Source organism: Methylopila henanensis (assembly GCF_042681025.1).
GTDB classification, from domain to species: domain Bacteria; phylum Pseudomonadota; class Alphaproteobacteria; order Rhizobiales; family Methylopilaceae; genus Methylopila; species Methylopila henanensis.
In genome coordinates, this window is sequence record NZ_JBHUER010000005.1 from 52,310 (window position 1) to 75,969 (window position 23,660).

25 protein-coding genes and 1 tRNA gene are annotated in these 23,660 nt (G+C 68.3%); 10 read left to right on the plus strand and 16 right to left on the minus strand.

Annotated features, from left to right (window positions below):
* Nucleotides 1–74: 74 nt before the first annotated feature.
* From ACFSCV_RS08625 to ACFSCV_RS08635, 3 genes are all read right to left on the minus strand, one after another.
* Entirely contained in the window at nt 75–620 is a 546-nt protein-coding gene (locus ACFSCV_RS08625) for a GNAT family N-acetyltransferase (RefSeq protein WP_378798939.1), read from the minus strand.
* Nucleotides 621–655: 35 nt separating this feature from the next.
* Nucleotides 656–1,813 carry a type III PLP-dependent enzyme gene (locus ACFSCV_RS08630; RefSeq protein WP_378798941.1) on the minus strand — a complete coding sequence of 386 codons (1,158 nt, stop codon included), beginning with the start codon at nt 1,811–1,813 and terminating at the stop codon, nt 656–658.
* 549 nt (nt 1,814–2,362) lie between these two features.
* On the minus strand, nt 2,363–3,112 hold the full coding sequence (locus ACFSCV_RS08635) for an SDR family oxidoreductase (protein WP_378798943.1): 750 nt from the start codon (nt 3,110–3,112) through the stop codon (nt 2,363–2,365).
* A gap of 104 nt (nt 3,113–3,216) precedes the next feature.
* Between ACFSCV_RS08635 and ACFSCV_RS08640 the strand changes: the two genes are divergently transcribed.
* Nucleotides 3,217–3,645 carry a winged helix-turn-helix transcriptional regulator gene (locus tag ACFSCV_RS08640; protein ID WP_378798945.1) on the plus strand — a complete coding sequence of 143 codons (429 nt, stop codon included), beginning with the start codon at nt 3,217–3,219 and terminating at the stop codon, nt 3,643–3,645.
* Between the two features lie 77 nt (nt 3,646–3,722).
* Nucleotides 3,723–5,294, plus strand: a complete 1,572-nt coding sequence (locus tag ACFSCV_RS08645) for an OpgD/OpgG family glucan biosynthesis protein (protein WP_378798947.1) — start codon at nt 3,723–3,725, stop codon at nt 5,292–5,294.
* 142 nt (nt 5,295–5,436) lie between these two features.
* Here the strand turns inward: ACFSCV_RS08645 and bfr are convergent, their stop codons facing one another.
* From bfr to ACFSCV_RS08660, 3 genes are all read right to left on the minus strand, one after another.
* Nucleotides 5,437–5,916, minus strand: coding sequence for a bacterioferritin (gene bfr / locus ACFSCV_RS08650; RefSeq protein WP_378798949.1), 480 nt, complete (start codon nt 5,914–5,916; stop codon nt 5,437–5,439).
* 124 nt (nt 5,917–6,040) lie between these two features.
* Nucleotides 6,041–6,349 (minus strand): (2Fe-2S)-binding protein, encoded by a 309-nt coding sequence (locus ACFSCV_RS08655; RefSeq protein WP_378798951.1) that lies wholly within the window; start codon nt 6,347–6,349, stop codon nt 6,041–6,043.
* A gap of 150 nt (nt 6,350–6,499) precedes the next feature.
* A complete protein-coding gene (locus tag ACFSCV_RS08660) occupies nt 6,500–9,256 on the minus strand; it encodes a PAS domain-containing sensor histidine kinase (RefSeq protein ID WP_378798953.1) in 2,757 nt (918 codons plus the stop codon).
* 267 nt (nt 9,257–9,523) lie between these two features.
* On the opposite strand from ACFSCV_RS08660, the gene ACFSCV_RS08665 reads away from it, so the two are divergent.
* The 6 genes from ACFSCV_RS08665 (at nt 9,524) to ACFSCV_RS08690 (ending at nt 15,369) form a co-directional block, all read left to right on the plus strand.
* Nucleotides 9,524–9,868 carry a phasin family protein gene (locus ACFSCV_RS08665; RefSeq protein ID WP_378798954.1) on the plus strand — a complete coding sequence of 115 codons (345 nt, stop codon included), beginning with the start codon at nt 9,524–9,526 and terminating at the stop codon, nt 9,866–9,868.
* A gap of 322 nt (nt 9,869–10,190) precedes the next feature.
* Nucleotides 10,191–10,670: a phasin gene (locus ACFSCV_RS08670; protein WP_378798956.1), complete on the plus strand. Its 480-nt coding sequence runs from the start codon at nt 10,191–10,193 to the stop codon at nt 10,668–10,670.
* Between the two features lie 188 nt (nt 10,671–10,858).
* Nucleotides 10,859–10,935: transfer RNA gene (locus ACFSCV_RS08675), tRNA-His, on the plus strand.
* Between the two features lie 367 nt (nt 10,936–11,302).
* Nucleotides 11,303–11,650, plus strand: a complete 348-nt coding sequence (locus ACFSCV_RS08680; protein ID WP_378798958.1) for a hypothetical protein — start codon at nt 11,303–11,305, stop codon at nt 11,648–11,650.
* A gap of 147 nt (nt 11,651–11,797) precedes the next feature.
* Nucleotides 11,798–13,981 (plus strand): TonB-dependent receptor, encoded by a 2,184-nt coding sequence (locus tag ACFSCV_RS08685; protein ID WP_378798960.1) that lies wholly within the window; start codon nt 11,798–11,800, stop codon nt 13,979–13,981.
* An 11-nt stretch (nt 13,982–13,992) separates the two neighbouring features.
* Nucleotides 13,993–15,369 carry a PepSY-associated TM helix domain-containing protein gene (locus ACFSCV_RS08690; RefSeq protein ID WP_378798962.1) on the plus strand — a complete coding sequence of 459 codons (1,377 nt, stop codon included), beginning with the start codon at nt 13,993–13,995 and terminating at the stop codon, nt 15,367–15,369.
* A gap of 113 nt (nt 15,370–15,482) precedes the next feature.
* Here ACFSCV_RS08690 and ACFSCV_RS08695 read toward each other — a convergent pair whose 3' ends face one another.
* The 9 genes from ACFSCV_RS08695 to ACFSCV_RS08735 all read right to left on the minus strand — a co-directional run bounded on the left by ACFSCV_RS08695 (nt 15,483) and on the right by ACFSCV_RS08735 (nt 19,213).
* On the minus strand, nt 15,483–15,659 hold the full coding sequence (locus tag ACFSCV_RS08695; RefSeq protein WP_378798964.1) for a hypothetical protein: 177 nt from the start codon (nt 15,657–15,659) through the stop codon (nt 15,483–15,485).
* A 79-nt stretch (nt 15,660–15,738) separates the two neighbouring features.
* Entirely contained in the window at nt 15,739–15,975 is a 237-nt protein-coding gene (locus ACFSCV_RS08700) for a hypothetical protein (RefSeq protein WP_378798966.1), read from the minus strand.
* A gap of 51 nt (nt 15,976–16,026) precedes the next feature.
* The gene (locus ACFSCV_RS08705; RefSeq protein ID WP_378798968.1) at nt 16,027–16,209 is read right to left on the minus strand and encodes a hypothetical protein; all 183 of its coding nucleotides are present in this window, start codon (nt 16,207–16,209) and stop codon (nt 16,027–16,029) included.
* A gap of 138 nt (nt 16,210–16,347) precedes the next feature.
* Nucleotides 16,348–16,533, minus strand: a complete 186-nt coding sequence (locus tag ACFSCV_RS08710; RefSeq protein WP_378798970.1) for a hypothetical protein — start codon at nt 16,531–16,533, stop codon at nt 16,348–16,350.
* A 133-nt stretch (nt 16,534–16,666) separates the two neighbouring features.
* Nucleotides 16,667–17,761 (minus strand): hypothetical protein, encoded by a 1,095-nt coding sequence (locus tag ACFSCV_RS08715; RefSeq protein WP_378798972.1) that lies wholly within the window; start codon nt 17,759–17,761, stop codon nt 16,667–16,669.
* 154 nt (nt 17,762–17,915) lie between these two features.
* The gene (locus ACFSCV_RS08720; protein WP_378798974.1) at nt 17,916–18,125 is read right to left on the minus strand and encodes a CsbD family protein; all 210 of its coding nucleotides are present in this window, start codon (nt 18,123–18,125) and stop codon (nt 17,916–17,918) included.
* A 138-nt stretch (nt 18,126–18,263) separates the two neighbouring features.
* Nucleotides 18,264–18,467: a hypothetical protein gene (locus ACFSCV_RS08725; protein WP_378798976.1), complete on the minus strand. Its 204-nt coding sequence runs from the start codon at nt 18,465–18,467 to the stop codon at nt 18,264–18,266.
* Between the two features lie 39 nt (nt 18,468–18,506).
* On the minus strand, nt 18,507–18,749 hold the full coding sequence (locus ACFSCV_RS08730; protein WP_378798978.1) for a hypothetical protein: 243 nt from the start codon (nt 18,747–18,749) through the stop codon (nt 18,507–18,509).
* A 221-nt stretch (nt 18,750–18,970) separates the two neighbouring features.
* A complete protein-coding gene (locus ACFSCV_RS08735; RefSeq protein ID WP_378798980.1) occupies nt 18,971–19,213 on the minus strand; it encodes a hypothetical protein in 243 nt (80 codons plus the stop codon).
* A gap of 645 nt (nt 19,214–19,858) precedes the next feature.
* On the opposite strand from ACFSCV_RS08735, the gene ACFSCV_RS08740 reads away from it, so the two are divergent.
* Entirely contained in the window at nt 19,859–21,241 is a 1,383-nt protein-coding gene (locus ACFSCV_RS08740) for a sensor domain-containing diguanylate cyclase (protein WP_378798982.1), read from the plus strand.
* Nucleotides 21,242–21,386: 145 nt separating this feature from the next.
* Here the strand turns inward: ACFSCV_RS08740 and ACFSCV_RS08745 are convergent, their stop codons facing one another.
* Entirely contained in the window at nt 21,387–22,289 is a 903-nt protein-coding gene (locus ACFSCV_RS08745) for a LysR family transcriptional regulator (RefSeq protein WP_378798984.1), read from the minus strand.
* A 189-nt stretch (nt 22,290–22,478) separates the two neighbouring features.
* Here ACFSCV_RS08745 and ACFSCV_RS08750 point away from each other — a divergent pair, with 189 nt between their 5' ends.
* Nucleotides 22,479–23,492, plus strand: coding sequence for a carbon-nitrogen hydrolase family protein (locus tag ACFSCV_RS08750; protein ID WP_378798986.1), 1,014 nt, complete (start codon nt 22,479–22,481; stop codon nt 23,490–23,492).
* Nucleotides 23,493–23,660: the final 168 nt, after the last annotated feature.

Here is a 23,660-nt window from a genome sequence, read left to right on the forward strand (position 1 = left end):
GGTCTTCGCGACGCGGCTCGCCGGCGTCCTCGCCGTCAATCGTATCGGGCGAGGGATCGGGTCGGGCGGCCTTCTCAGGCGGCCCGTTTCGGAGCGGCGACCACGGCCGCGCGGCGCGGCAGGGCGATCGCGCCGGTGGCGCGCACCATGCCGTTCGCGCCGTCGAGGGCGCCGGTCTGCAGTTCGAGCGCGAGGAAGCGCGCGCGCTCAACCGGGCCGGGCAGGCTCAGGCCTTCGGTCGCCTCGGCCGCGAAGCCGAAGCGGGCGTAGTAGGGCGCGTCGCCGACCAGCACGACCGCGTCATGGCCGAGCGCCGCGGCGCGGGCGAGCCCCTCGCGCATCAGCGCGGAGCCCACGCCCTCCTCGCGCGCCTCCCGCTCCACCGCGAGCGGGCCGAGCATCAGCGCGGCGCGGTCGCCTGCGGCGACGTGCCAGAAGCGCAGCGTGCCGACCATGCGGCCGGACGCGTCGACGGCCTTGAGCGCGAGCCCCTGCGCAGGCAGCCGGCCCTCGCGCAGCCGCTCGCAGGTCTTGGCGAAGCGGGCCGGGCCGAAGGCGCGGTCGAGCAGGGCCTCGCGGGCGCCGGCGTCGGCCGGGCCCTCGTCCAGAATGACGGCCATGAAACCCTCCTGAAGGGGTTAGACGACCTGGGCGGTCAGATGACGACGGAGGCGAGCGGCGCGAAGCCGTTGAACGCGACCGCGGCGTAAGTCGTGGTGTAGGCGCCGGTCGCCTCGATCAGCACCTTGTCGCCGATCTCGAGGCTCACGGGCAGCGCGTAGGGCGCCTTCTCGTACATCACGTCGGCCGAATCGCAGGTCGGGCCGGCGAGCACGCAGGGGCTCTTCGCGTCGCCGTCCCGTGCGGTGCGGATCGGATAGCGGATCGCCTCGTCCATGGTCTCGGCCAGACCGCCGAACTTGCCGATGTCGAGGTAGACCCAGCGCAGCTCGTCGGCCGCCTCGGACTTCTTCGACACCAGCACCACCTCGGCCTCGATCACGCCGGCGTTGCCGACCATGCCGCGGCCCGGCTCGATGATCGTCTCCGGGATGCGATTGCCGAAATGCGCGCGCAGGCCCTCGAAGATCGCCTCGCCATAGGCCTCGACCGCCGGGATGTCCTTGAGGTAGCGGGTCGGGAACCCGCCGCCGAGATTGACCATCGACAGCGTGATGCCGCGCTCGGCGCAGTCGCGGAAGATCTGCGACGCCGAGGCGAGCGCGGAATCCCACGCGCCGACGTTGTTCTGCTGAGAGCCGACATGGAACGACACGCCGTAAGCCTGCAGGCCCAGGCGATGGGCGTGATCGAGCACGTCCGCGGCCATCTCGGGCGCGCAGCCGAACTTGCGCGACAGCGGCCACTCCGCGCCGGCGCCGTCGGCCAGGATGCGGCAGAACACGCGCGAGCCGGGCGCCTGGCGCGCGACCTTCTCGACCTCCTCGCGGCAGTCGACCGCGAACAGGCGCACGCCGCGAGCGTAGGCGGCGGCGACGTCGCGCTCCTTCTTGATGGTGTTGCCGAACGAGATGCGGTCGGGGGTCGCGCCGGCGGCGAGCGCCATGTCGATCTCGACCACGGAGGCGCAGTCGAAGCACGAGCCGAGCTCCGCCAGCAGGCTGAGGATCTCGGGCGCCGGGTTGGCCTTCACCGCGTAGAACACCCGCGTGTCCGGCAGCGCGTGCGCGATCTTCGCGTAATTGTCGCGCACGATCTCGCTGTCGACCACGAGGATCGGCTCGGACGAGTTCTTCTCCGCGAGGAATCGGCGGATGCGGTCGTTGTCGAGGGCGGCGAGGTGAGAGGCCATGGCGGGTTCCCAACGCAAGTTCAGAGTGACGGTTGAAGGACGCCGATCGCCCGGAGCGCGCGTTGGAGACGCGCCTCGGTCGTCGTCAGCATCCCGCGGCCGACTCCGTCAGGAGCCCGGCCGTTCGATCACGCCGTAGTCACGACGACCTTCGCGACGGCGCGAACCGTCTCGGCAAGGTCGGCGCCACGCTTGGGACTTGGGGGAAACCCGCGACCCGCGCGCCCGGCAAGGAAGTAGTCGCCTCTTCAGTGACCCCGGCCTTTGGAGAGCCGGCAGAGACCAAAAAAGCCCTCTACGTCGTTGCTTCACGTCGCGTCCGCCGCCGGAGAGGCGACTTAGAGCCGGTTGGGATTTCCGGCCATCGGGTTGCCCGGCGGGGAGTTCCCGCCAACCCGACACACGACACAGGCACGCGTTCATTGGGCAGCGCCGGAGATAAGGGCGTTCGCCGTCGCATTCAAGAAAAACTTTTGGCTCGCGACGGCGAATATTTTTGAGGGATCTTGGTTTCGCCCGAAACCGCTTCCGCGGGGAGGGCGCGCCGGTTCAGTGCCGGTTGTTCAGCGCCTCGAAAGTGGCTGCCATCTCGCCGCGTTCCGCCGCGAAGCGCAGCGGCTTGCAGCGCTCCACCACGATCTCCGTCGCGCCGGGCTGCGCGAGCAGGCTCATGGTCTCCGCGAGGAAGGCGTCGAGCGGCATGGCGTTCGGATCGGAGGCCTGGGCCTCGCTCATGAGCGAGGTCTGCACGTAGGGCGGCGCGATCTCGATGACCTCGACCGGCGTGTCCCGCAACTGGCGGCGCAGCGCGACCGAGTAGGAGTGGATCGCCGCTTTCGTCGCCGAATAGGTCGGGGTCAGCGCGAGCGGCACGAAGGCGAGGCCCGACGACACGGTCAGCACCGTGGCGCGCGGGCGGGTCAGAAGATGCGGCAGCAGCGCCGCCGTCAGCCGGATCGGCCCCAGCAGATTGGTCGCGACCGTCTGCTCCGCCGTCTCCAGATGGCCGCCGGCGGGCACGTTCTCCGGGACCATGATCCCGGCGTTGTTCAGCACGGCGTCGAGGGCGGGATGTTCGGCGATCAGCCGCTCGGCGAAGGCCGGAATCGCGGCGGCGTCGGCCACGTCGAGGACCATCGACGCCATGCCGGGGTTGGCCGCCGTGACGGCGGCCAGCGCGGCCTGCCGGCGCCCGGTGATGATGACCTTGGCGCCCGCGGCGTGGAAGGCTTCCGCGAGACCCCGGCCGATGCCGGAGCCGCCGCCAGTGATCAGGATGGTGGCGTTGCCGATGTCCATGGTCGTCGCTCCTTGTTGTTCAACGACCAGGAAGATAAATTGACGCTCCCCAATGGGAAGTAGGCTCCGGAAAGTTCCATAGTTACCAAAAGGAGAGCGTGGGAATGAAGCGGTTCTCCGAAGACCCTGTGATCGAGGCCAAGCGGGGTCGCCCGCCGCCCCAAGCCGCCGATCCCGCGATCGAGGCGCTGGTGAACGACGTCATCGGGCAGGTCGCGGACAAGTGGACCATGCTGGTGCTTGAGGCGCTGGAGGAGGGCGGGGTGCTGCGCTTCACCGAGATCGCCCGGGCCGTCGGCGGCATCAGCCAGAAGATGCTGACCAAGACGGTGCGCCAGATGGAGCGCGACGGCCTGCTGACCCGGACCGTGCATCCCGTCGTGCCGCCGCACGTGGACTACGCCCTCACCGAGCTCGGCCGCAGTCTCGGCGCGGCGTTCTGCGGGGTTTGGATCTGGGCGGAAGCGCATTACGCTCAGGTCGAGAGCGCCCGTCGCGCCTTCCGCGAGCGCGAGGCGGCGGGGAGCGGCTAGCGCGCCATCTTGCAGACGCCGCGCGATCGTCCTACGGCTCGATCGAGCTCCCCGCCTCAATCTGTTTGCAGCGTACGATGACCGATCGCCTTGCCTTCACGCGCCGCGGCGCGCTCGTTCTCGGCGGCGCGGCGGCCGCCTTCGCGACCACCGTCGCGGTCGCTCAGCAGCCGACGCCGCAGCCCGCCTTCGCCTACGAGGACGTCGTCCGCCGGGCGCGGGATCTGGCGCGCCAGCCCTACGATCCGTCCGCGCGCGAGCTGCCCGAAGGCTTGCGCAACCTCACCTTCGACCAATACCGCGACATCCGTTTCCGGCCCGACCGCGCCCTGCTCGCCTCTGGCGGCGGCCCGTTCCGCATGCAGTTCTTCCACCCCGGCTTCCTCTACCGCCGTCCCGTGGTGGTGAACGTGGTGCGCGACGGCATCGCGACGCCGGCGCCCTATTCCGGCTCCCTGTTCGACTACGGCGGCAACAAGTTCGACCGCCCGCTGCCGGTCGACCTCGGCTTCGCGGGCTTCCGCCTGCACTACCCGCTGAACGACCCCCGGGTGTTCGACGAGCTGATTTCCTTCATCGGCGCGAGCTACTTCCGGGTGCTCGGCCGCAATCAGGTCTACGGCATCTCGGCGCGCGGGATCGCGGTCGACAGCGGCGGCCCGAACGCCGAGGAGTTCCCGGACTTCCGCGAGTTCTGGATCGAGATGCCGGGCGCCAACGCCGACCACGCGACGATCTACGCCCTGCTCGACGGCCCGTCGCTCGCCGGCGCCTACCGCTTCGTCGTCTACCCCGACGTCGACACCGTGGTGGACGTCACGGCGACGCTGATCGCCCGCAAGCCGATCGCCAAGCTCGGGATCGCGCCGCTGACCTCGATGTTCTTCTACGGCGAGAACCAGCGCCGCCACTTCAACGACTTCCGTCCCGAGCTGCACGATTCGGACGGCCTGCTGCTGCAGACAGGCGGCGGCGAATGGGTGTGGCGCCCGCTGCGGAACCCGAAGACGCCGCAGATCTCGTCCTTCCTCGACACCAATCCGCGCGGCTTCGGGCTGATGCAGCGCGACCGGTTGTTCGAGCACTATCAGGACCTCGACCTCGCCTATCAGCTTCGCCCGAGCTACTGGGTGGAGCCGCGCGAGGGCTGGGGCGCCGGCCGTGTCGAGCTGCTGGAACTGCCGACCGACGACGAGACCAACGACAACATCGTCGCCTTCTGGGTCTCGAACGAGCCGGTCGAGGCGGGCCAGGAGCGGGTCTACGGATACAGGCTGAAGTCGCTGTCCTCGGACGGGCGGATGCATCCGGGCGGGCGCGCCGTGAACACCTATCCGACGCGCGCCGCGGCTCTCGGCTCGGCCGAGCCGGTCCCGCCGGGGGCCCAGCGCTTCATCATCGACTTCGCCGGCGGCGATCTTCCCTACTACCTGAACGACCCGTCGCGGGTGCAGGTGGCGCCCTCGTCCTCCTCGGGCCGCATCGGCGGCGCCTTCGTGACGCCGAACCCGCGCATCGGCGGCTTCCGCGTCGGCATCGACGTGCAGGCGGACACCGGCCGCGCGATGGAGCTGCGCGCCTTCCTGAAGGCGGGCGAGCGCGCCCTGACCGAGACCTGGACCTTCACCTACGCGCCGGAAAACGCCTGACGCCGCAGGCGTTCAGTCCTTCAGCCGCTCCATGACGCCCGCGAGCGGGGCGTCTGGGGGCCGGTCGTTCCCGTCGGGCTGAGCGTGAAAACGAAAACGCCCGGCCGAGGCCGGGCGTTCGTGAGGTGATGGCGGTCGACGATCAGTCGTCGAGTTCGCCGATGTGGTGCTGGGCGTAGAGCTGCTCGCCGAGCTTCGCCACGAGATCGAGCTGGGTCTCGAGGAAGTCGATGTGGCCTTCCTCGTCCGTCATCAGCTCCTCGAACAGGTTCTTGCTCGGCAGGTCGCCGATCTCCTGGCAGTAGAGCGCCGCCTCGCGGTAGAGCGCGCGGGCCTCGGTTTCGGCCGCGAGGTCGCACTCCAGCACTTCCTTGACGGTCTGCCCGATCCTGAGCGGGTCGAGCACCTGCATGTTCGGGAAGCCCTCGAGGAAGATGATGCGCGTGACGAACTTGTCCGCGTGCTGCATCTCCTCGATCGACTCGGCGCGCCACTTTTTCGCCAGCGCCTGGTAGCCCCAATCGTCGAGCAGCCGGTAGTGCACCCAGTACTGGTTGATCGCCGTCATCTCCGACCGCAGGCCGCGGTTGAGATAATCGATGACCTTCGCGTCGCCCTTCATGGCGTCCCTCCTGCGGCGTCAGCCGGAAGCGTTAAATCCTAGAACGCTTCTAAACTAGGGGGCGCGACATCGCAAGCGCGAACGCTCCGCGCTCAAAGGCCGAACAGGCAGGGAAAATACGCCGTCAGCGGTGGCGGCGGTCGATGGTGGCGACTTCCACGACGTCGCCTGCGAAGCCCAGCACCTCGCCGGCGCCGTGGGTGATCGACGGGCAGGCCGCGGGGCATGCGCCGCAGGCCGCGGCTTCCTCGCGCGGCTTGAGGCCGCGGATGTCGTCGAGCATCGCTTTGATGGTGCGCGCGCAGCGGCCGCATTGCGGGCTGCAGCCGAGGCAGCGGTAGACTTGGCCCGGCGTGCGAGGGCTGGCGGATTCGTCCCGGATCGTCGTTTTGATCTGCGAGTCGCTCAGCACATTGCAGGAGCAGACGATCATGCGGCGTCCGTCGATCGTGGCCGATGGGTGACGAAGCTTACCGGAAGATTACAGTTTGGAATTCATCTAAACTGTTGATCTACCTCGCTTTTCACTTAAGGGTCGCAGGCCCGCGCGTCAACGGCTGAATCGTTTCTGCGGCCGGTGGGGTCAGCTCGCGGCGCGCGTGAGCGAAGAAAACGTCACCTCGACCAGCGTGCCTTCGCCGACCGCGCTCTGCAGCGAGAACACGGCGTTGTTCGCCTCGGCCAGCGCCTTGGTCAGCGGTAGGCCGAGGCCGGCCCCCTCCCGCCCCGAGACGGGGAGCTGCCGGAACGGCTCCAGCGCGAGCGCTTGCTCCTTGCGCGACATGCCGACGCCGGTGTCGCGCACCCGGATCACCGGCTCGCCGAGATCGTTCAGCGCGGTCGCCACGATGACCTGGCCGCCGGCGGGCGTGAACTTCACCGCGTTCGACGCGAGGTTCAGCACGATCTGGCGGATCGAGCGCTGGTCGGCGCGCACCCGCGGCAGGCTGCGGGCGAGCGAGGTGCGGATGATGATGTGCTCGCGGTTCGCCTGCGGCTGCAGCAGCGCCACCGCCTGGGTCGCGGCCTCGTTCAGGTCCACGTCGGCGAAGTCGAGCTCCAGCTTGCCGGCCTCGATCTTGGACAGGTCGAGCAGGTCGTTCACCAGGCTGATGAGGTGCCCGCCGGACAGATGAATGTCGCGGAGGTACTCCTTGTAGCGCTCGTTGCCGACGGCGCCGAAGCGCTCCTCCATCATCACCTCGGCGAAGCCGATGATGGCGTTGAGCGGCGTGCGGATCTCGTGGCTGACCTTGGCGAGGAAGTCCGATTTCTGGGCGTTGGCGCGCTCCGCCTGCCGCTTGGCGGCGATGAGTTCCTCCTCGGCCTTCTTCCAGTGGGTGATGTCGCGCAGCACGGCGCAGAAGCGGCCGTCCTCCGGGCGGCCCACGCGCCCGAGGGTGAGGTAGAGCGGGATCGCGCCGCCCTGCCGCACCAGCCCCAGAACCTCGCGGCCGTCATTGAGCAGGCTCGCCACCGGGTTCGCGCGCAGCCCGTCGAGATACTCGAAGGCGACGCGGCGGCTCTCGGGCGCGAGCGCAAGCGAGAACAGGCTGCCGACCAGTTCGCGCGCCTCGTAACCGAGCAGCGCCTCGGCGCTGCGGTTGATCGACAGCACGCGGCCGGCGGAGTCGAGCGTCAGCACGCCGTCGGTCGCGGTGTCGAGGATCGCCGAGAGCTCATTCTCGCGCTGCCTGGCCGTCGCGAGCGCCGCGGCCCCGCCTTCGCCGCGGCGGAGCAGCACGACGGTGGCCGGCGCGTCGCCCCACATGGTGGCGGACAGCTTGGCGCCGACGTCGATCTCGGCCCCGTCCTTCGCGACGAGGCGGATGGAGCCCGGTGCGGCCTCGTCATGTGACAGGGGCTCGGCGAACAGCGCGCCTGCGCCACGCGCGGCGAGCTCCGCCACGTCGGCGTGGCCGGTCATGTCCAGCGCGGCGCGGTTGGCGTAGAGCGCGTCGTCGCCGCGCAGCACCAGCGCGCCGAGCGGCATCCGGTCGAGCAGGCGCAGCAGGTCGGCGGCGGCGGGCGTCGTCTGTGCGTCGCCGCCCGGTCCGAGCGGAAGCTCGGCGTCCGCGGCGATGTCCTCCCAGATGTCGCGGGGGGACGGAGCGGTCGCCGGCTCGCGCAGCCGGCGCGCGATCTCGTCGAAGGCGCTGGCCTCGTGGCTCGAGAGTCCGGCGCGCGGCGGCATGACCTGCGTGTCGCGCAGCGGAACGACGTTGTCGCTGAAGCCTTCCGCATCCTCGGCCGGTTCTTCGACCGGGGAGGGCTCCGCCGCGGACAAGTCCGCCAGCGGCAGTTCGGCCGGGGGCTCCTCGGTCGCGGCGTCCGCGGCGACCGGGAGTTCGGCGGAGGCAGGAGCCGGGGAGGGCTCCTCGGCGGCCGAGGACGGCACGGCTTCGGGCGGCGGAGCTTCCGCCGCCGGCGACGTCTCTTCGGCGGAAGCCGGTTCGGTGACAGGCTCGACCGAGATCCCGAGGCCGCGGAAGCCCGCGAAGGTGCGGCCGCGGTCGAACACCGGCAACGCCGAGAGCGTCAGCGCAAGGCGTCCGCCCGCCGCCATCGGCCAGGACACGGGCAGGTCCCGCCACGGCCGGCGCGCGGCGATCGCTTCGGCGACGGCGCCTTCGGGATCGAGCGCGAGGTCGTCGGCGAGCGCGCGCCAGCTCCACCCGATCGCCGCCGCCGCGCTGTCGCCGACGGCTTCGCCGAGGTCGGGCGACAGGAACGACAGGCGGTCGTCCGCGTCGAGCTCGAACACGAAGCGGAGGTCGCGCGCGGGCGTCGCCGCCGCGGCGGGCTCGATCGCGGGAGGGACGGCTTCCGGGGCAGGAGAGGGCGGATCGACGCGCGGGTCTGGAGGCGGATCGTCGAACGGCGCGGACAGCGCTTCCGGCGCCGCTTCGGCGTCGCTCGCGATGGCGGCCGGTTCGGCCACGGCTTCGACGACGTCATCCGGCGCGCTTTCGGCGAGCGGCTCCTGTCCTTTCACAACCGGCGCGGGCGCCGGCACCGACCAGGGCGAACGCGCCAGCGGGGCGAGCGCGGCGAGGAGCGTGAAGGCCCGGTCCCCGATCGCAAGCGGCTCGGCGCGCAGCGCGATCGGGGCGAAACGGCCGGCGCCGCCGAGGCGCAGCCTGAGCAGGCCCTCGGCGCCGACAGCCGCGCGCGCGCTCGCGGGGTCGAGCCGTTCGCCGAGGCGGAGCGCGCCGGCGGCGGCGTTCGCCCACACGATCTCGCCCTCGCCGCCCACCAGCAGCGCCGGAGCAGGCGCGTCGGCGAGTGCCGCGAGCCGGGGCTCGTCTGAAATCGTCGACGGGGCGGGGGTAGAGTCCATGCGCTCCTCGAGCGCCGGGGGAGCGGCGCCTACGTTAACAAAGGCTTAAATTACAGAGCCGGGGAAATCGCGTCCATGCGCCTCGGGGCCTCGTCCAACGGAACCGCGCGGCAGGGTTAACCGGCGTTAGGGATTGGGGTCCCGAGTGGCGCCAATGGACGTTTGCGTGGCCTGAATCCCGCTGCTACGAGAGCGTGTGGCCGGTCTTCCGCGGCGAGACGTCGCAGTTCGTCCGGCCCTCGGCACCGTGCAAAGGGAGCGATCGTCATGGCGAGCGGCGGATACGAAATTCCGAACGAAATGCGCGACTTGGCCGAGCAGAGCGTGGAGCAGGCGCGCAAGGCGTTCGACGGCTTCATGGAAGCTGCGCACAAGGCCGCCGCAACCGCCGAGCAGCACGCCGCCGACGCCGAGCGCAACGTCCGCGCCACCGCCGATTCCGCGGTCTCCTACGCCGAGGCCAATGTGGCGGCGAGCTTCGCCTTCGCCCAGAAGCTGGTGCGGGCCAAGAGCATCGAGGAGATGATGGCCATCCAGGCGGAGTTCGCCCGCGGCCAGGTCGAGGCGCTGTCCCGGCAGGTCGAGACTCTCACGAAAACTCGGAAGGCCTGAGCGCCCCCACCGGAACGTCAGCGCGCCGTCATGCCCGAGCCTGGACTTCGGGCGTGACGGCGATCCCGGACCGCGCGCTCGCGCCGTCCGCGCCCCGCCGTCCAAATCGCCGGGCGCCTACGGCGGCTCAATTCCGCGCCATTTCGGCCTTGAAGCCGAGCCTCCATGCCTTTATGTTGCGCTGCACAAGAGTTTTCGCGGCGCTGCGGTCGTTGGTCATCGCGTGGCGCTGCGGGCGTAAGGGTCCGTGCGCCATACGGCGGAGCGTCGGTCCTCACCCGGTTGTCGCGTTCCGCCGGAAACAAGCACAAGGAAGGCTGACATGGCTACGAGCCCCAAGGCGGTCGCCGCCAAGACCGAAGAGACGATCCAGCAGACTGCCGCCGCGGTCGAGACCGCAGCGAACGAAATCGCCGCTCCCGTACGGGAGCTGGCCGAGAAGGGCGTCGCGCAGGCGAAGCAGACCTACAGCCGCTTCAAGAGCGCGGCCGAGGAGACCACCGACGCCCTCGAGGACGCCTATGCGACCCTCAGCAAGGGCTACAAGGAGCTTGGCCGCAAGTCGGTCGAGGCCACCCGCAGCAACGTCAACGCCCATTTCGACTTCCTGAGCGCGCTCCTCGGCGCCAAGTCGGTGAGCCAGGCGGTCGAGCTCCACACCTCCTATGCGCGCAAGCAGTTCGACGTTTATGGCGCGCAGGTGAAGGAGCTTTCGGCGCTCGCGCAGAAGACCGCGACCGACGGCGCCAAGCCGTTCCAGGAGATCGCCTCCAAGGGCGTGAAGTTCGCGCAGGCGAGCTGACGACCGCGTCGCCTCGGGCCTTCGGGCCCCCAAGCCACCTCTCGACGAACGCCCGGGCCTCGATCGCGGTCCGGGCGTTCGCGTGAACGGGCCCTGACGGCGGAGGCGACGGCCGGAGCAAAACCGCACTCTCCCTGCTTGCCTGAGCGATCGGTTTCGCCTAGGTTCCGCCCCGCAAAACGACCCGTGCCGCCATAGCTCAGTTGGTTAGAGCGCTTGATTGTGGATCAAGAGGTCCCTGGTTCGAGCCCAGGTGGTGGTACCAACCTTCCCTTGCGGAAATCGCACTAGCCGACGAAGCCGGTTGGAGGTTCACGCTCCGACGTTGGCTTGTAGTCGCGCGACCTCCGACGTTTTGGCCAGCGTCCCGCGCAGTAGTGGGAGCTGAGGCGCCGTCTCGTCGATGATCATCGGCCCCATGCGCCGGTCGGCGGGCATGCGCGCGATCTCCTTGGACGCCAGAGGGAAGGGCGCGAGCTAAGGCCGCCTCTTCTCCCGTTCGGCTTGGACGCCGCCATGACGCCGGCGGCGTCGACGCGCCCGCTCCCGTGTTGTCGCCTGCGGCTTCTTGCTTTAGCTAAATCGGGCGGCGGGGAGGCCATTTGGTGGCGGCAGGTCGGAAAGCGGGCGACATGATACGGGGGCTTCTGCTCGCGTATCTGCTCGTGATCCAGGCGGCGCTCGGCGGGGTTGCGATCGGTTCGCTGCCTGTGGCCGCGGCCGAAGCCGCTCTCGTCGACTGCATCTCCGCGCATTCTTCGAACCACGCTCCGGCGAAAGGCCATGGCGCCCTGCCGGGCTGTTGCGTCGCCGCCTGCCAGCTCCATGGCGGGAGTTCGGCGCCGCCGCCGTCGTTCGCGACCGCGCCCGTCTCGGGCGACGTCCAGCTCGTTCGGACGCCCGCCGAGGCTCGCGCCGCGGCGCCCGTCATCCTCGAACGATCCCCCCGCAGCACGCGAGGCCCGCCGGCGCTGGCCTGACGCGCGCGGTTTCGGCCGCCCGTCTCCTGCCAAGCCGTCAGTCCAGCCGCGCGACAAAACCGTCCGCGGCCTCGTGTTCGCGTGGAGCTTCCCGTGCCTCGTTTTCCGTCCCCGTCGGCGCCTCTCGGCGCCCGGCGGCCCGCCTTCATGTCGTCGACCGCCTGGCGCGCGGTCTTGCTCGTAACCCTCGGCGCGGCCTCGGTCTCCATCGCCTCCGCCGATGACGGCGGCACGATCGCCCTCGACGAAATCAGCGTTGAGGGCCAAGGCGCCGCCGCCGTCGAGGGCGCGCCGATCAAGATCCTCAACCGCACGACGGAGGCGGCGAGCCGGCTGGGGCTGACTGTGCGCGAGACGCCCGCGACCGTGAACGTGCTCACACAGGAGCGCCTGCAGGAGCAGGGCAGCCGCTCGCTGATCGAGGCCTACCAGTCCGCCCCCGGCGTCGTCGCCGGCAACCTGCCGGGCGAGCCCGGGGTCACCGCCATCCGCGGCTTCTCCCGCGGCGCGGTGGGCTACTCCGTCGACGGCGTCCGCGCGATCGACCCGCTGATCGCCTCGCGCAACTACGACGCCTACAGCTTCGACCGCATCGAGATTCTGAAGGGGCCGGCCTCGGTGGTGAGCGGCTCTGGGGCGCTGGCGGGCACGATCAACCTCGTCACCCGCAAGCCGGAACTGGGCGTGACCAAGGCCGACGCGCTGCTGAGCTACGGCTCGTTCGACACCTTCCGCGCCGGCGCCTCGTTCAATACGCCGATTTCCGAGAACGCGGCCGCGAGCGCGAGCGTGCTCTACGGCCGCTCCGGCGGCTACGTGAACGACACCGACAGCGAAAACGTGCAGGTCACCACCGGCCTCACGCTGAAGCCGACCGACCGCCTGACGATCACCGCCGCCTTCGACTACTTTCGCGACGACTTCTCGACCGCCTATTTCGGCACGCCGCTGGTGCCGCGGGACGACGCCAAGAATCCGAGCGGCGTGGTCTCCAGCGGAGACCAGGGTCTCGTGCTCGACAAGTCGATCTGGAAAAAGAACTACAACGTCGACGACGGCGTGATGAAGTCCGACGCGATCTGGGCTCGGACCAGCGCCGCGTTCCAGCTCACCGACCAGTGGACGCTGAAGAATGATTTCGCCTTCTACAACGCGAACCGGCTGTGGCGAAACTCGGAGGACTATCTTTACAATGCGGGCACGAAGCAGATTGACCGCGGCCTGACGCTGATCAGCCACGACCAGCAATCCTGGACCAACCGCACATCCGCGAACTTCGACGGAGAGATCGGCGGCCGACGCAACCGCTTCGTCGCGGGCCTCGAATACATGCGCACCGATTTCGGCTCCCGCCGCCGCTTCGGCTCGACGACTTCGGTTGACCCCTACGATCCGGACCGCGGCGACTTCCCCGACAGCACGGCCGGCTTCGGCACGCGTCAGAACTTCGACAGCACCGTCGACAACACGGCGGTGTTCCTGGAGAACGCGCTGAACGTCACGCCGGAATGGATCGTCGTCGGCGGCCTGCGGCACGACTGGATCAATCTCGACCGGACGGTCGACGACCTGAAGGCGGGGACCACCACGCGCTTCGGCAACGACTACTCGACGACCACCTGGCGGCTCGGCACGGTCTACGATCTGACACCGGAGGTGAGCTTGTTCGGCCAGTACACCACCGCAATCGCGCCGGTCTCCGGCCTCCTGCTGAGCAACTCGACCCGCGCTGGCCTTGATCTCACGACCGGCAAGTCGATCGAGGCGGGCGTGAAGACCTCGCTGTTTAACGGCCGGCTGGTCGCGACGGCGTCGGTCTACCAGATCGAGCAGCACGACATCATTCGGACCTACGCCGGCGGACGAACCGAGCAGGGCGGCGACCAGCGCTCCCGCGGCGTCGAATTCGACGTCTCCTTCGCCGTGACCGAGCAGTGGAGGGTCAACGCCAACGCCTCGATCCTGCAGGCCGAGTTCACCAAGCTTGAAGAGGGCGGCGCTGACCGCAAGGGCAACCGTCCGCTCAACGTGCCGGAGCAGACATTCAACCTCTGGACGACCTACCGACTGGCCTCGATCCCGGTCACCTTCGGCGCCGGGGTGCGGCATGTCGGCGATTTCTACACCGACAACGCCAACACGATCCGCGTGGACGGCCGCACGCTGCTGGACGCCTCGATCGCCTACGACGTGCCCGTCGGCGGCACGCTCACCCTGCGCGGCCGCAACCTGACCAACAGGTTCTACGCGGAGTGGTCAGGGTACAGCTCCACTCAGGTCTACGTCGGCGCCCCGCGCAGCTTCGACGTCACCTACAGCGTGAAGTTCTGAGCGAGGCGACGATGGGCTGGCTCTCGCACCCCGCGACCTACCGCGCCGTCTGGCGCTGGCATTTCTACGCCGGGCTTATCGTCGCGCCGTTCCTGCTGATCCTCAGCGTGACGGGCGCGATTTACCTCTTCAACGACGAGATCAACGACGTCCTTCACGCCGAAAAACGCATCGTCGCGCCTTACGAGGCCGCGCTGCCGCTGAGCCGCCTGATCGCCGCCGCGGAAGCGAGCGTCCACGGAGGGAAGGCGACGCGCATCGACACCTGGAGCGCGCCGGACCGCAGCGCCCAGGTGTTCGTGACCGCCGGCGACGGGACGGCTCTGCGTGTCTTCGTCGATCCCGGGACGGGAGCGGCGCTCGGGTCCTACGTCTACGAGCGCACGCTCGTCGGCTTCGCCGACCGCTTCCACGGCTCGCTGATGCTCGGCGCCTTCGGCGATGCGATCGTCGAGCTCGCCGCGTGCTGGGGCGTGGTGCTGCTCGTGACCGGGCTGTATCTGTGGTGGCCCCGCGGCGCGCGAGGATTCGCCGACGCCCTGACGCCGCGCCTGCGCGCGACCGGGCGGCCGTTCTGGAAAAGCCTCCACGCCGTGACCGGCGTCTGGACCGCCGGGCTGATCCTGTTCCTGATCCTGACAGGCCTGCCATGGGCGAATGTCTGGGGCTCGCTGCTGCGTGCGGGCGCGGACGTCGCCGGAATCGGCTATCCCGTCAGCCACCGCAATCACGGCGCGGCGCCGGCCTCCGCGCCGACGATGAAGCAGGCTGCGGGCGAGGCGCCGTGGGCTCTCGAGAACGCGCCGATGCCGGCCTCCGAAGATCATTCGGCGCATCACGGCATGCATGAGAGCGCTCCGGCCGATGCGGCGGCCAAGCCGATCGGCGTGGACCGCGTAGCCGGGATTCTCGCTACGGCCGGCATGGAGCATCCCTATCGGCTGTCGCTGCCCGCAGGCCCAAGCGGGGTCTATTCCGCCTACACTTATCCGGATCGCCCCCAGGGGCAGCGCACGGTTCAGCTCGACCAGTATTCCGGGCGCGTCGCAAACGATGTCGGCTTCGACGATTACGGGCCCGTCGCCAAGGCGGTGGAACTGGGCGTCCAGCTCCACATGGGCAACTACTTCGGCTGGGCGAACCAGATCGTCATGCTGTTCGCCTGCGTCGGGGCGGCGGCGCTTTCGATCACGGGCCCCGTGATGTGGTGGCGCCGCCGGCCGAAAGGCGCACTGGGCGCGCCGCGTCCGCTGGCGCCCGCCCGGGTGCGGACCGTCGCGCTGATCACCATGGCGATCGCGGCGTTGTTTCCGCTGGTGGGCGTCTCGCTCATCATTGCGTACGGCGCGGACCGCGTTCTTTCACGCCGGCTGTCGGAAGCGAGTTGAGGCGCGGCCGCCGGCCGAGCGTCAGATCTCGGTCGGGGGCGCCAGCATTCCTTAGAGAAGGCGCCCTTAAAATACGGCAGGGCGCGCGAAGGTCGCCGGCTGGCGGTGAGCCGCTACTCCTTAGGATCGTCTGGCGCGGTCGGGGCGGACGCGCGCCTGGCGGCCACCTGCTCGGCCGCGATCCCCGCCGCTTCACGGGAGGGATAGGTTTCGCCCGATGGTTCGTCGCCGAAGCGGTAGCTCCAGCGGCCCGGTTCGATCTCGAAAAGCTCGTATGCGTTCGTCGGCATGTCGGTCTCCCTCGTCTCGGGAGCCAACGACGCATCCGGCGGCCGGTTCCTCAGCTCAGGGCGCTGACGTCGTCCGCCGTCAGGTCATGCCTTCGAGGCGTCGCACAATCTCCGCCCGCGCCGCGGCCGCAGTCTCGCCGGTGAGTTTGAGGCTCGACAGCGCCTGCAGCGCCGCCCGGAGAGCCCGCGGCTGGTCGGCGGGTCCGAACTGGGCGAGGTAGGCGTCCAGGGCTTGAATGGACTGATCGTAGTCGGACGGGGACCCGACGCCTGAATCGACCGCGACCGACGCGGTGAAGTCGGCGATGCTGCCCATGCTTTCCTCCCTGCGGAAAGAAAGGGCCCCCGCCGCCGCGGGGGCCGAAGCTCACTGACGGACGAGCTCCTCCAGCTCGTCGAGGCTCATGTACCAACCGTTCTCGGTGGCGATGGTCACCTCGCATCTCTTTGATCGAGCTTCATGCTGGGCGAGGTTCAGAGCGTTCAGAGCGCCATCAACGACCGTCGCCGAGGGATCGTTGTCACCCTCGAAAATGACCGTGTACAGCACCGTTCTCCTCCTTGGCTCCTGTTGAAGGCGAGGAAGATTTCGGTAGCGGTCCCCTCACCGTCAAGGTCCCCGAAGCGCGCCTGTGCGAGGCGGCCTTTTCTCCGCGGCTCCCGGCCGCTTGCCCCCTTGCTCTACGGTTCAGTCGCCGTCCTTCTTCTCTTGGGGAACATCCCGCTTTGGCGGGGTTTTCTCCGTGTCGGCCTCTTCGCGCGCCTTCCTCTGGGTGGCGGCGGCGGCCTTCTCGCCGCCGCCGACTTCGACTCCTCCGCCGATGTCCGGCTTCGTGACGGTCGTCCCGTAGGGCGGCTTCTTCGTCTCGCTCATGCTTAGCCTCCTGTGCGTCGGAGCACCTCGTGCGCCGCGCGAGCGAGGCAACCCCTTCCTTCCGATCGTGACGGTCGGCGCCTGCGCGGCTCCGACCGGGCGTGGCGCCTTCCTGTCCTGTCGCGGGCGCAGCCTAGGATCGAGGGCGATAGGAGAGGCCGCGCCAGATCGTGCGCTCGTCGCGGTGCTTGCCGCACAGTACGGCGCCGATGAAGGCCGCCGCGCCTGCGACGAGCGCGGAGGCTGCGAGCAGGAACGCCGTCAGGACGGCCGCGACCCGCGCCTTCTCCGCGGCCTCAAGCGCCTCGTCCTTGGCCTGCTGCGCGCGAGCCTCGGCTTCGGAACGAAGCCGTTCCGCCTGGGCCTTCACGTCGTCGAGCTTCTTCTGCGCCTCGGCGCGCAACGCCTTGGCCTTTTCGACGCCTTCGTTGACGCGGGCGTCCACCTGCTCAGGGGGCAGGCCTGTCCGCGCCACCGCGACGTCGCGGATCGCGGCGCGATCGGCGTCCGAAATCTCGCCCGTCCGCACGACGTTCGCCAGAATCCCTGCGATCCGGCGTTCAGCGGCGGCTGGATCCTGCGGCTGGCCGTTTCCCGCCCCACCATCGGCGCGAAGAAGGCTCTCCGTAAGGTAATCGATCGGGTTGGCCCGCAGCCCTTGCGGCAGCATTTCCTCCAGGCTCGGGCCGGCCGCCTGCGCGGCGCCGCCCGCCGCCTGGCCGACGCCGCTGATCGCGCCGCCTGCGACCTGTCCGGCCCCTTGCGCCACGCCGCCGATGACGGACCCCGCGGCCTGAACGCCGGTCGCGGCGGCGCCCGCCGCGAGCCGCGCCGTTCCGCTCGCCGCGGACAGAGCGAACGCGCCGGCGACGATGATCCCGACTCCCCAGACGACCAGCCCGTGGAGGCCGTCACGCGTGCCGGCCTCTTCGGCCGTGACGCCGGGATCATTGGCGCGAAGCCGTCCCGCCACGTAGCCCCCGAGCATGTACACCGCCACGGTCGAGAGCGCGGTGAAGAGGCCCGTCAGGATGAGGCCGACAAAGCTGACGCTCTCGCCTTGTTCGGCCGATATCGAACTGAGGCCCAAGGCGCCGGCGAAGGTGGTGAGCACGATCGATAGCCCGGCCGCGATCACCGTGCCTGCGAATATTGCGGCCCAGTCGACGTGCGATCGGGCCGCTGCGGCGGCGACCTCCACGGATCGGGCCGTGTCGACGTTTGACATTGTCTTAAGCCTCGGAAACCTGGGATTTGCGAAAGCGGCGCGACCGGTTCAGATCATTGGTTTCATCTCATGATCTGCTTCATCGCCCGCCGCGAAGATCTGCTCGAAGCGCGGACATAAAAAAGGGAGCCGGGTCTCCCCGGCTCCTGCAGTCTCAATGGCGGCGGTCGTAGTCGGAGAACCACGTGTCGACTTCGGCTTTCGCCTTGGCTTTCTCGACGCCGTAGCGCTCCTGAATCTTGCCTTCGAGCTGCTCGCGCTTTCCATTGATGACGTCGAGGTCGTCATCGGTGAGCTTGCCCCACTTCTCCTTGATCGTACCTTTGACCTGCTTCCAGTTGCCTTCCACGCGATCCCAAGCCATGCGAACCTCCATAATGAATGTGCGAAGAAAACGCTCATTCGTCGGGAAAGTTGCACAACGAATAAACAGATCGGGCGCTTTCAAACGCTCCGTTCAGCCCCGGACCTGCTTCCCGCGGTGACGCGGACGAGCTGACGCTCAGGTCGATCCTTCCTTGGGAGCGCCGGGGCGGGTCGTCTGCGGCCGTCGCGGCGAGGAATGGTCGTCCGGCTTGCGCGTGGCGTCGCGGTCCCCGGTCGGGTTGGCGCTGTCCATGCCGTTGTTCCGGCTGTCGCCTTGCGAGGGGGCCATGGCGCCCTTCGCGTCGTCCTTGACCGTCTTCTTCGAGGGAGCTTCCGTCATGTGGCCTCCGGTCCAATGGGTCGTGCAGGTGAGGTCGCTCTAGGACATCGGCGGCGACCGCGAGATCCGGAATTCGATCTCGCGAACCAGCGCCTCGTTCGTGGAGCCGTCGAGCTGAATGCTCGCCAGGCCCTCCCTGGCGGACGTCAGCGCGTTCCTGCGCGCTCCGTCCTCAAAGCCGCCGACGAACGCGTCGAGCGTGGCCAACGCTGGCCCGAGATCATCGGAACTCGTCCCGGCGATAACCGCGGCCGCTGTGACAAACTGCTGAAGCGTGCTCATAGAGCTCTCCCGCAAGATTATGAGCGGGAGCGTTTCGCGTCTCTCAGCCGTCGACGCTCGAAAATGCCTGATGTCGACGATAGACGGCACGTAAGATGCGGACTGTGATAGTTCAACGGACGAAATCGTACAGTATCGAATGATCGGAAAGATCAGACGGACTTTTGCTCAAGGCTCAAACTATCCACGCTGGCCAGATAGTGGAAATTATCGCTGGAAATTCAGTAACAAGGCGCCAACGACAGAGACCACGCTGCTCTCGCCTGCAACCGCGGGGAAGCGCCGTGGAAGACGCCATGACCGCCTTCAATCGCCGCCGAGCGATCGCGCGATGTCTTGTCTACGATCTCGATCTCGAACGCGAGCGCACGCGCCAGGGTTTTGTCGTTCGCGACCTCCAGCGGAGCGGGAAGGACACAGCCGCGGCGCAGGACGCGCTCGCGACGATCGGCGAACGCCTGCAACTCGCGCGCGCGCCGCGGTCGCGGAGATCGAGAGCCGGGGCGCCGAGAATATCTGGGCCTCCCGAGGGGCCGCGGAAGGTCCCTCTCGGTCGCCGCTGCGTCGTGCAGGAGAGCTGGCCAACTCTCTCCGCCTAATCAATTAGTTGAAAATTTCTCGAGACGATGCAACCAGAGGTGCATTCAGGGTGTCATGCGTTCATCGGTTGATCGTCCAAGGGATTGGCCCATGCGCTTCTATGTCGTGCAGCTCAACGCCCAGCGGCCCACATCGTGGGCCGTGCTTCTGAAAAGCACAGGCGAAGTTGTGGAGCATGAAAATCGCCTGCTGCTCGGACTGACGAGAACGCTCGCAGAGGAATGGAGGGGAATTCTGGAGGATGGCCCTCCGACAACTTGCGAGATCAGACAGAGAAAATGGAGGCGGAGGTAAATGTTTTTCTTGGCGGGCGCATAGGGTCGCACCGACCAGCCGCGCGTCGCAGGTTCGCGGCTTGCCCTGTTCCGGTAACGTTTCGGCGCGTTTTACGATAGAGGCAAGGTAAAATGAAACCGAAACTTTACGGCCGGCCGGCAGCCTGATCCTGCGGCCTTGGAACAGGTTCAACCGCAAGGACAGCCGCCATGCGGCTTGAAAGGCGGCGAGGGATGAATGACGAGCTCCACGAGCCGAGCTCAGGGACGGCTTCCGAAGTCGAAGCCCTGACCGAGCGGATACGCAGGCTCACCGAGTCGGAACAGCGCCTCCGCCTTGCGCTCGAAGGTTCGGGGATGGTCGGGATCTGGACTCTCGACGTCCAGAGTCGCACGACCATCGCCGACGCCAACGTCGCGCGGACTTACGGCCTCTCGCCCGAGGCATGCGAGGCCGGCATCTCCGACAGCCATTTCATGGCCGCGATCCATCCCGAAGACCTGCAGCGCGTAAGCGACGCCTTGAACAAGGCGATCGAAACACGGGCTGTCTACCGCTGCCGATATCGCGTGGTGGCCGACGGCGCGCACCTTCGCTGGGTGATCACGTCGGCTCGGCCGGTGTGTGACGAGACTGGCGCGGTGTCGCGGCTCCTCGGCGTCGTGATCGACGTCACGGATCAAATGGAGACGGCGTCGGCGCTCGCCGAAAGCCGTTTCCAGTTCCAGACCTTGACCGAGACGCTGCCGCAGATCGTATGGAGCTGTGACGCGGAAGGTCGCCACGACTATTTTTCTGCGCGATGGAGCGAGTTTACAGGAGTTCAGCCACAGGACATCACTGAAGATACCTGGAAAACGCTCGTGTACAGCGACCACTGGCCGATGGTCTCCGAGGCTTGGGACTATGCGAGGCGCACCGGCGTTCCCTATGACATCGATTACCGTTTCCGCCACCGCTCCGGCGAGTACCGTTGGTTGCGCGTCATGGCGCTCCCAATGCGCGATGAGCACGGGCGGATCACGCGCTGGTTTGGCACAAGCACCGACGTGCACGAAACGTACCTTCTGGGGGAAGAGCGGGAACGTCTGGCGCGGGAACTGGAGCGCGTCGCCACCGAGGATTATCTGACCCGCGCGCTCACCCGGCGCGCGTTCTTCGAAAGGTCAGCCGCCTTGCAGGGCGGAGAGCCCGGGCCCGCCAAGCCGGCAAGCCTGCTGATGCTGGATATCGATCATTTCAAGGCGATCAACGACACCTATGGCCATCCGGTGGGCGACAAGGTCCTGGCGACTGTCGCTGATCTGATAAAAGAAGCCGTGCGAAGCCAGGACATTGTGGGCAGGCTGGGCGGCGAGGAGTTCGCGGTCTTCCTGCCCCAGTGTTCGAAGCGGGAGGCTCTCGCCGTGGCCGAGCGCATCCGATCGCTGATCGAAACGAACGTGATCCACATCGACAGCCATGTTCAGGTGCAGGCGACGGTCAGCATCGGCTCGGCGACGTCTCCGCATAAGAGAAATTCCGTCGAAGATCTGCTGAAATCCGCCGATTCGGCCCTGTATCAGGCGAAGGCCGAGGGGCGCAACAGGACGGTCCTGGCGCGAAGATACTTGTGAGGACGGCGCATCTGTTTTGCGCGCTCCTTGACTCATCATGGCGGGATTCGGCCGCCGGCCCGTCCCGCCGCACGCGCAACACCGCTTCTCAGGGCGGATCGGGGATCAGGAGGTCCCTGGACGCGGGCCAGGGCGCTTGCGCCCGTCACGCGTTCTCGATGCTGTTCAGATACGCCTCGTCCTGGCGGAACATGTCGGCGACCCGCTTGGTCACGGCGCGCACGCGCGCGGTGTATTCCAGATCTTCATGCACGCTCAGATAGACGTCGCGGCTGACCACCACCTCGTCAACGAGCAGCGGCACCAGATCGGTCCGGGTCTTCGCGCAGAACAGCGGCAGGAGGCCGATCCCGGCCCCGGCCGCCACCGCATATTGCTGCCCGTGCAGCGAGGTCGAACGGAAGGCGACGGTGCTCGGCTCCAGCACGTCGGCCAGCCAGTGCACCGGGCCGATCGCCACCAGATCCTCGACGAAATCCACGAAGGCGTGGTCGTTCAGCTCGGCGCGCGTCTTCGGCGCGCCATGGCGCTCGATGTAGCTGCGCGCGGCGTAGAGCGCGAGGCGGAACGTTCCGACCTTGCGCACGGTCAAACGCTGGCCGGCGAGCGGCACGAACGAGACGGAGACGTCGGCCTCCCGCTTGGTGAGATTGATCAGGTGGCGCTCGGTGACGAGCTCCACCAGCAGCCCCGGCTCGTCGATGGCGAGCTGCGCGAAACGTTCCGCCAGATAGAACGCGCCGATGCCCTCCATGGTCGCGACGCGCACGCGGCCGGTCGGCGCGCTCGGCGCGGCGCTCACCGTCTCGTTGATCGCGAGCGTGTCCTGCTCGATCCGCTCGGCGATCGCGAACAGCTGGTGGCCCTTCTCGGTTAGCAGGAAGCCGTTCGGCTTGCGGTCGAACAGCTTGACCGAAAGGCTCTTTTCGAGCTCGAAGATGCGCCGGCTAACGGTGGTGTGGTCGACCTTGAGCCGGCGAGCGGCGGGCATCAGGCGACCGCGGCGGGCGAGTTCGAGGAAGTAGACGAGGTCGTTCCAGTTGAACACGCGCGGCGTCCGTGGCGGCTCCGGGCCGGAGCGTCATCGCCGCCGATGATAGCGGCGCGGGACAGGCTTGTCGCGCGCCGGGGCGGGGATCGCCGCACACGCCTTTGCAGCGTTTCCGCGTTTCCTGCGCGCCCGCGCCCCCGCAGCATCGGCGCGATGCTTGGCGGCGAACCGGGAGTTTTCGCGCAGATGACCTCATATCCGAAGTTCAAGGCGGCCGCGGCCCACCTCGCTCCGGTGTTTCACGACACGGCGAAGTCCGTCGACAAGGCCTGCTCGGTCATCGCCGAGGCCGCGCGAGACGGCGTGGCCCTGATCGCCTTCCCCGAAAGCTACGTGCCGGGCTTCCCGCTCTGGGCCGGGGTCGTCGCGCCGACCGACAGCAACGGCTTCTTCTGCGAGCTCGCCGCCCAGGCGATCCGCCTCGACGGCCCGGAGATGGCCCGCCTGCGCGCCGCCGCGCGGGACAATGGCGTCTACGTCTCGATCGGCTTCACCGAGGGGACCTCGGCGAGCGTCGGGTGCATGTGGAACTCGAACGTGCTGATCGGCCCCGACGGCGCCATCCTGAACCACCACCGCAAGCTGATGCCGACCTTCTACGAGAAGCTTGTCTGGGCCCATGGCGACGGTTCGGGCCTGCGCGTCTCCGAGACGGAACTCGGCCGAATCGGCATGCTGATCTGCGGCGAGAACACCAATCCGCTGGCCCGGTTCTCGCTGATGGCGCAGGGCGAGCAGGTCCACATCTCGACCTATCCGCCGGTGTTCCCCACCAAGCCGCTCGGCTCCAACGCCAATTACGATCTGGAACAGGCCATCCGCATCCGCGCCGGGGCCCATTCCTTCGAGGCGAAGGCCTTCAACATCGTGTCCTCGGGCTTCTACGACGCAAGCGCGCGCAAGGCGTTCGAACCGCTGGGGCAGAAGGCGCTTGCGGCGCTCGAGGAGGCGGCGCCCTCGGTCTCGCTAATCCTCGACCCGAACGGCGTCGTCATCAGCGAGACGCTGTCGCAGGAGGAGGGGCTCGTGACCGCGGAGATCGACACCGCGGTCGCGGTCGAGCCGAAGCGCCTCCACGACCTCGTGGGCTACTACAACCGCTTCGACGTGTTCGGATTCACGCTCGACCGCACCGCAAACCGGCCGATCTCCTTCCAGGGGCCGGAGCAGGTCGTCGAGGCGCCGCCGCTCGACGCCTGAAAGCCCAAGCTCCTCCACGTCCGCGTCCGAAAGGCCGCCGCGTTCCGCGGCGGCCTTTTTGCTTCGGGCCGCCTTCGCATGCGCAAAAATGCACAGCCGATTGACGTTTTGGACTGTTGTGCCGGGAGAGCTTTTCCGGTCCCCTGACGAAACAAGAGGCAGAAAATT

Bases quoted from the DNA above. Each gene is read 5' to 3' on its own strand.
- ACFSCV_RS08625 (WP_378798939.1), bottom strand. From the start codon at position 620: ATGGCCGTCATTCTGGACGAGGGCCCGGCCGACGCCGGCGCCCGCGAG.
- ACFSCV_RS08630 (WP_378798941.1), bottom strand. From the start codon at position 1,813: ATGGCCTCTCACCTCGCCGCCCTCGACAACGACCGCATCCGCCGATTC.
- ACFSCV_RS08635 (WP_378798943.1), bottom strand. From the start codon at position 3,112: ATGGACATCGGCAACGCCACCATCCTGATCACTGGCGGCGGCTCCGGC.
- ACFSCV_RS08640 (WP_378798945.1), top strand. From the start codon at position 3,217: ATGAAGCGGTTCTCCGAAGACCCTGTGATCGAGGCCAAGCGGGGTCGC.
- ACFSCV_RS08645 (WP_378798947.1), top strand. From the start codon at position 3,723: ATGACCGATCGCCTTGCCTTCACGCGCCGCGGCGCGCTCGTTCTCGGC.
- bfr (WP_378798949.1), bottom strand. From the start codon at position 5,916: ATGAAGGGCGACGCGAAGGTCATCGATTATCTCAACCGCGGCCTGCGG.
- ACFSCV_RS08655 (WP_378798951.1), bottom strand. From the start codon at position 6,349: ATGATCGTCTGCTCCTGCAATGTGCTGAGCGACTCGCAGATCAAAACG.
- ACFSCV_RS08660 (WP_378798953.1), bottom strand. From the start codon at position 9,256: ATGGACTCTACCCCCGCCCCGTCGACGATTTCAGACGAGCCCCGGCTC.
- ACFSCV_RS08665 (WP_378798954.1), top strand. From the start codon at position 9,524: ATGGCGAGCGGCGGATACGAAATTCCGAACGAAATGCGCGACTTGGCC.
- ACFSCV_RS08670 (WP_378798956.1), top strand. From the start codon at position 10,191: ATGGCTACGAGCCCCAAGGCGGTCGCCGCCAAGACCGAAGAGACGATC.
- ACFSCV_RS08680 (WP_378798958.1), top strand. From the start codon at position 11,303: ATGATACGGGGGCTTCTGCTCGCGTATCTGCTCGTGATCCAGGCGGCG.
- ACFSCV_RS08685 (WP_378798960.1), top strand. From the start codon at position 11,798: ATGTCGTCGACCGCCTGGCGCGCGGTCTTGCTCGTAACCCTCGGCGCG.
- ACFSCV_RS08690 (WP_378798962.1), top strand. From the start codon at position 13,993: ATGGGCTGGCTCTCGCACCCCGCGACCTACCGCGCCGTCTGGCGCTGG.
- ACFSCV_RS08695 (WP_378798964.1), bottom strand. From the start codon at position 15,659: ATGCCGACGAACGCATACGAGCTTTTCGAGATCGAACCGGGCCGCTGG.
- ACFSCV_RS08700 (WP_378798966.1), bottom strand. From the start codon at position 15,975: ATGGGCAGCATCGCCGACTTCACCGCGTCGGTCGCGGTCGATTCAGGC.
- ACFSCV_RS08710 (WP_378798970.1), bottom strand. From the start codon at position 16,533: ATGAGCGAGACGAAGAAGCCGCCCTACGGGACGACCGTCACGAAGCCG.
- ACFSCV_RS08715 (WP_378798972.1), bottom strand. From the start codon at position 17,761: ATGTCAAACGTCGACACGGCCCGATCCGTGGAGGTCGCCGCCGCAGCG.
- ACFSCV_RS08720 (WP_378798974.1), bottom strand. From the start codon at position 18,125: ATGGCTTGGGATCGCGTGGAAGGCAACTGGAAGCAGGTCAAAGGTACG.
- ACFSCV_RS08725 (WP_378798976.1), bottom strand. From the start codon at position 18,467: ATGACGGAAGCTCCCTCGAAGAAGACGGTCAAGGACGACGCGAAGGGC.
- ACFSCV_RS08730 (WP_378798978.1), bottom strand. From the start codon at position 18,749: ATGAGCACGCTTCAGCAGTTTGTCACAGCGGCCGCGGTTATCGCCGGG.
- ACFSCV_RS08740 (WP_378798982.1), top strand. From the start codon at position 19,859: ATGAATGACGAGCTCCACGAGCCGAGCTCAGGGACGGCTTCCGAAGTC.
- ACFSCV_RS08750 (WP_378798986.1), top strand. From the start codon at position 22,479: ATGACCTCATATCCGAAGTTCAAGGCGGCCGCGGCCCACCTCGCTCCG.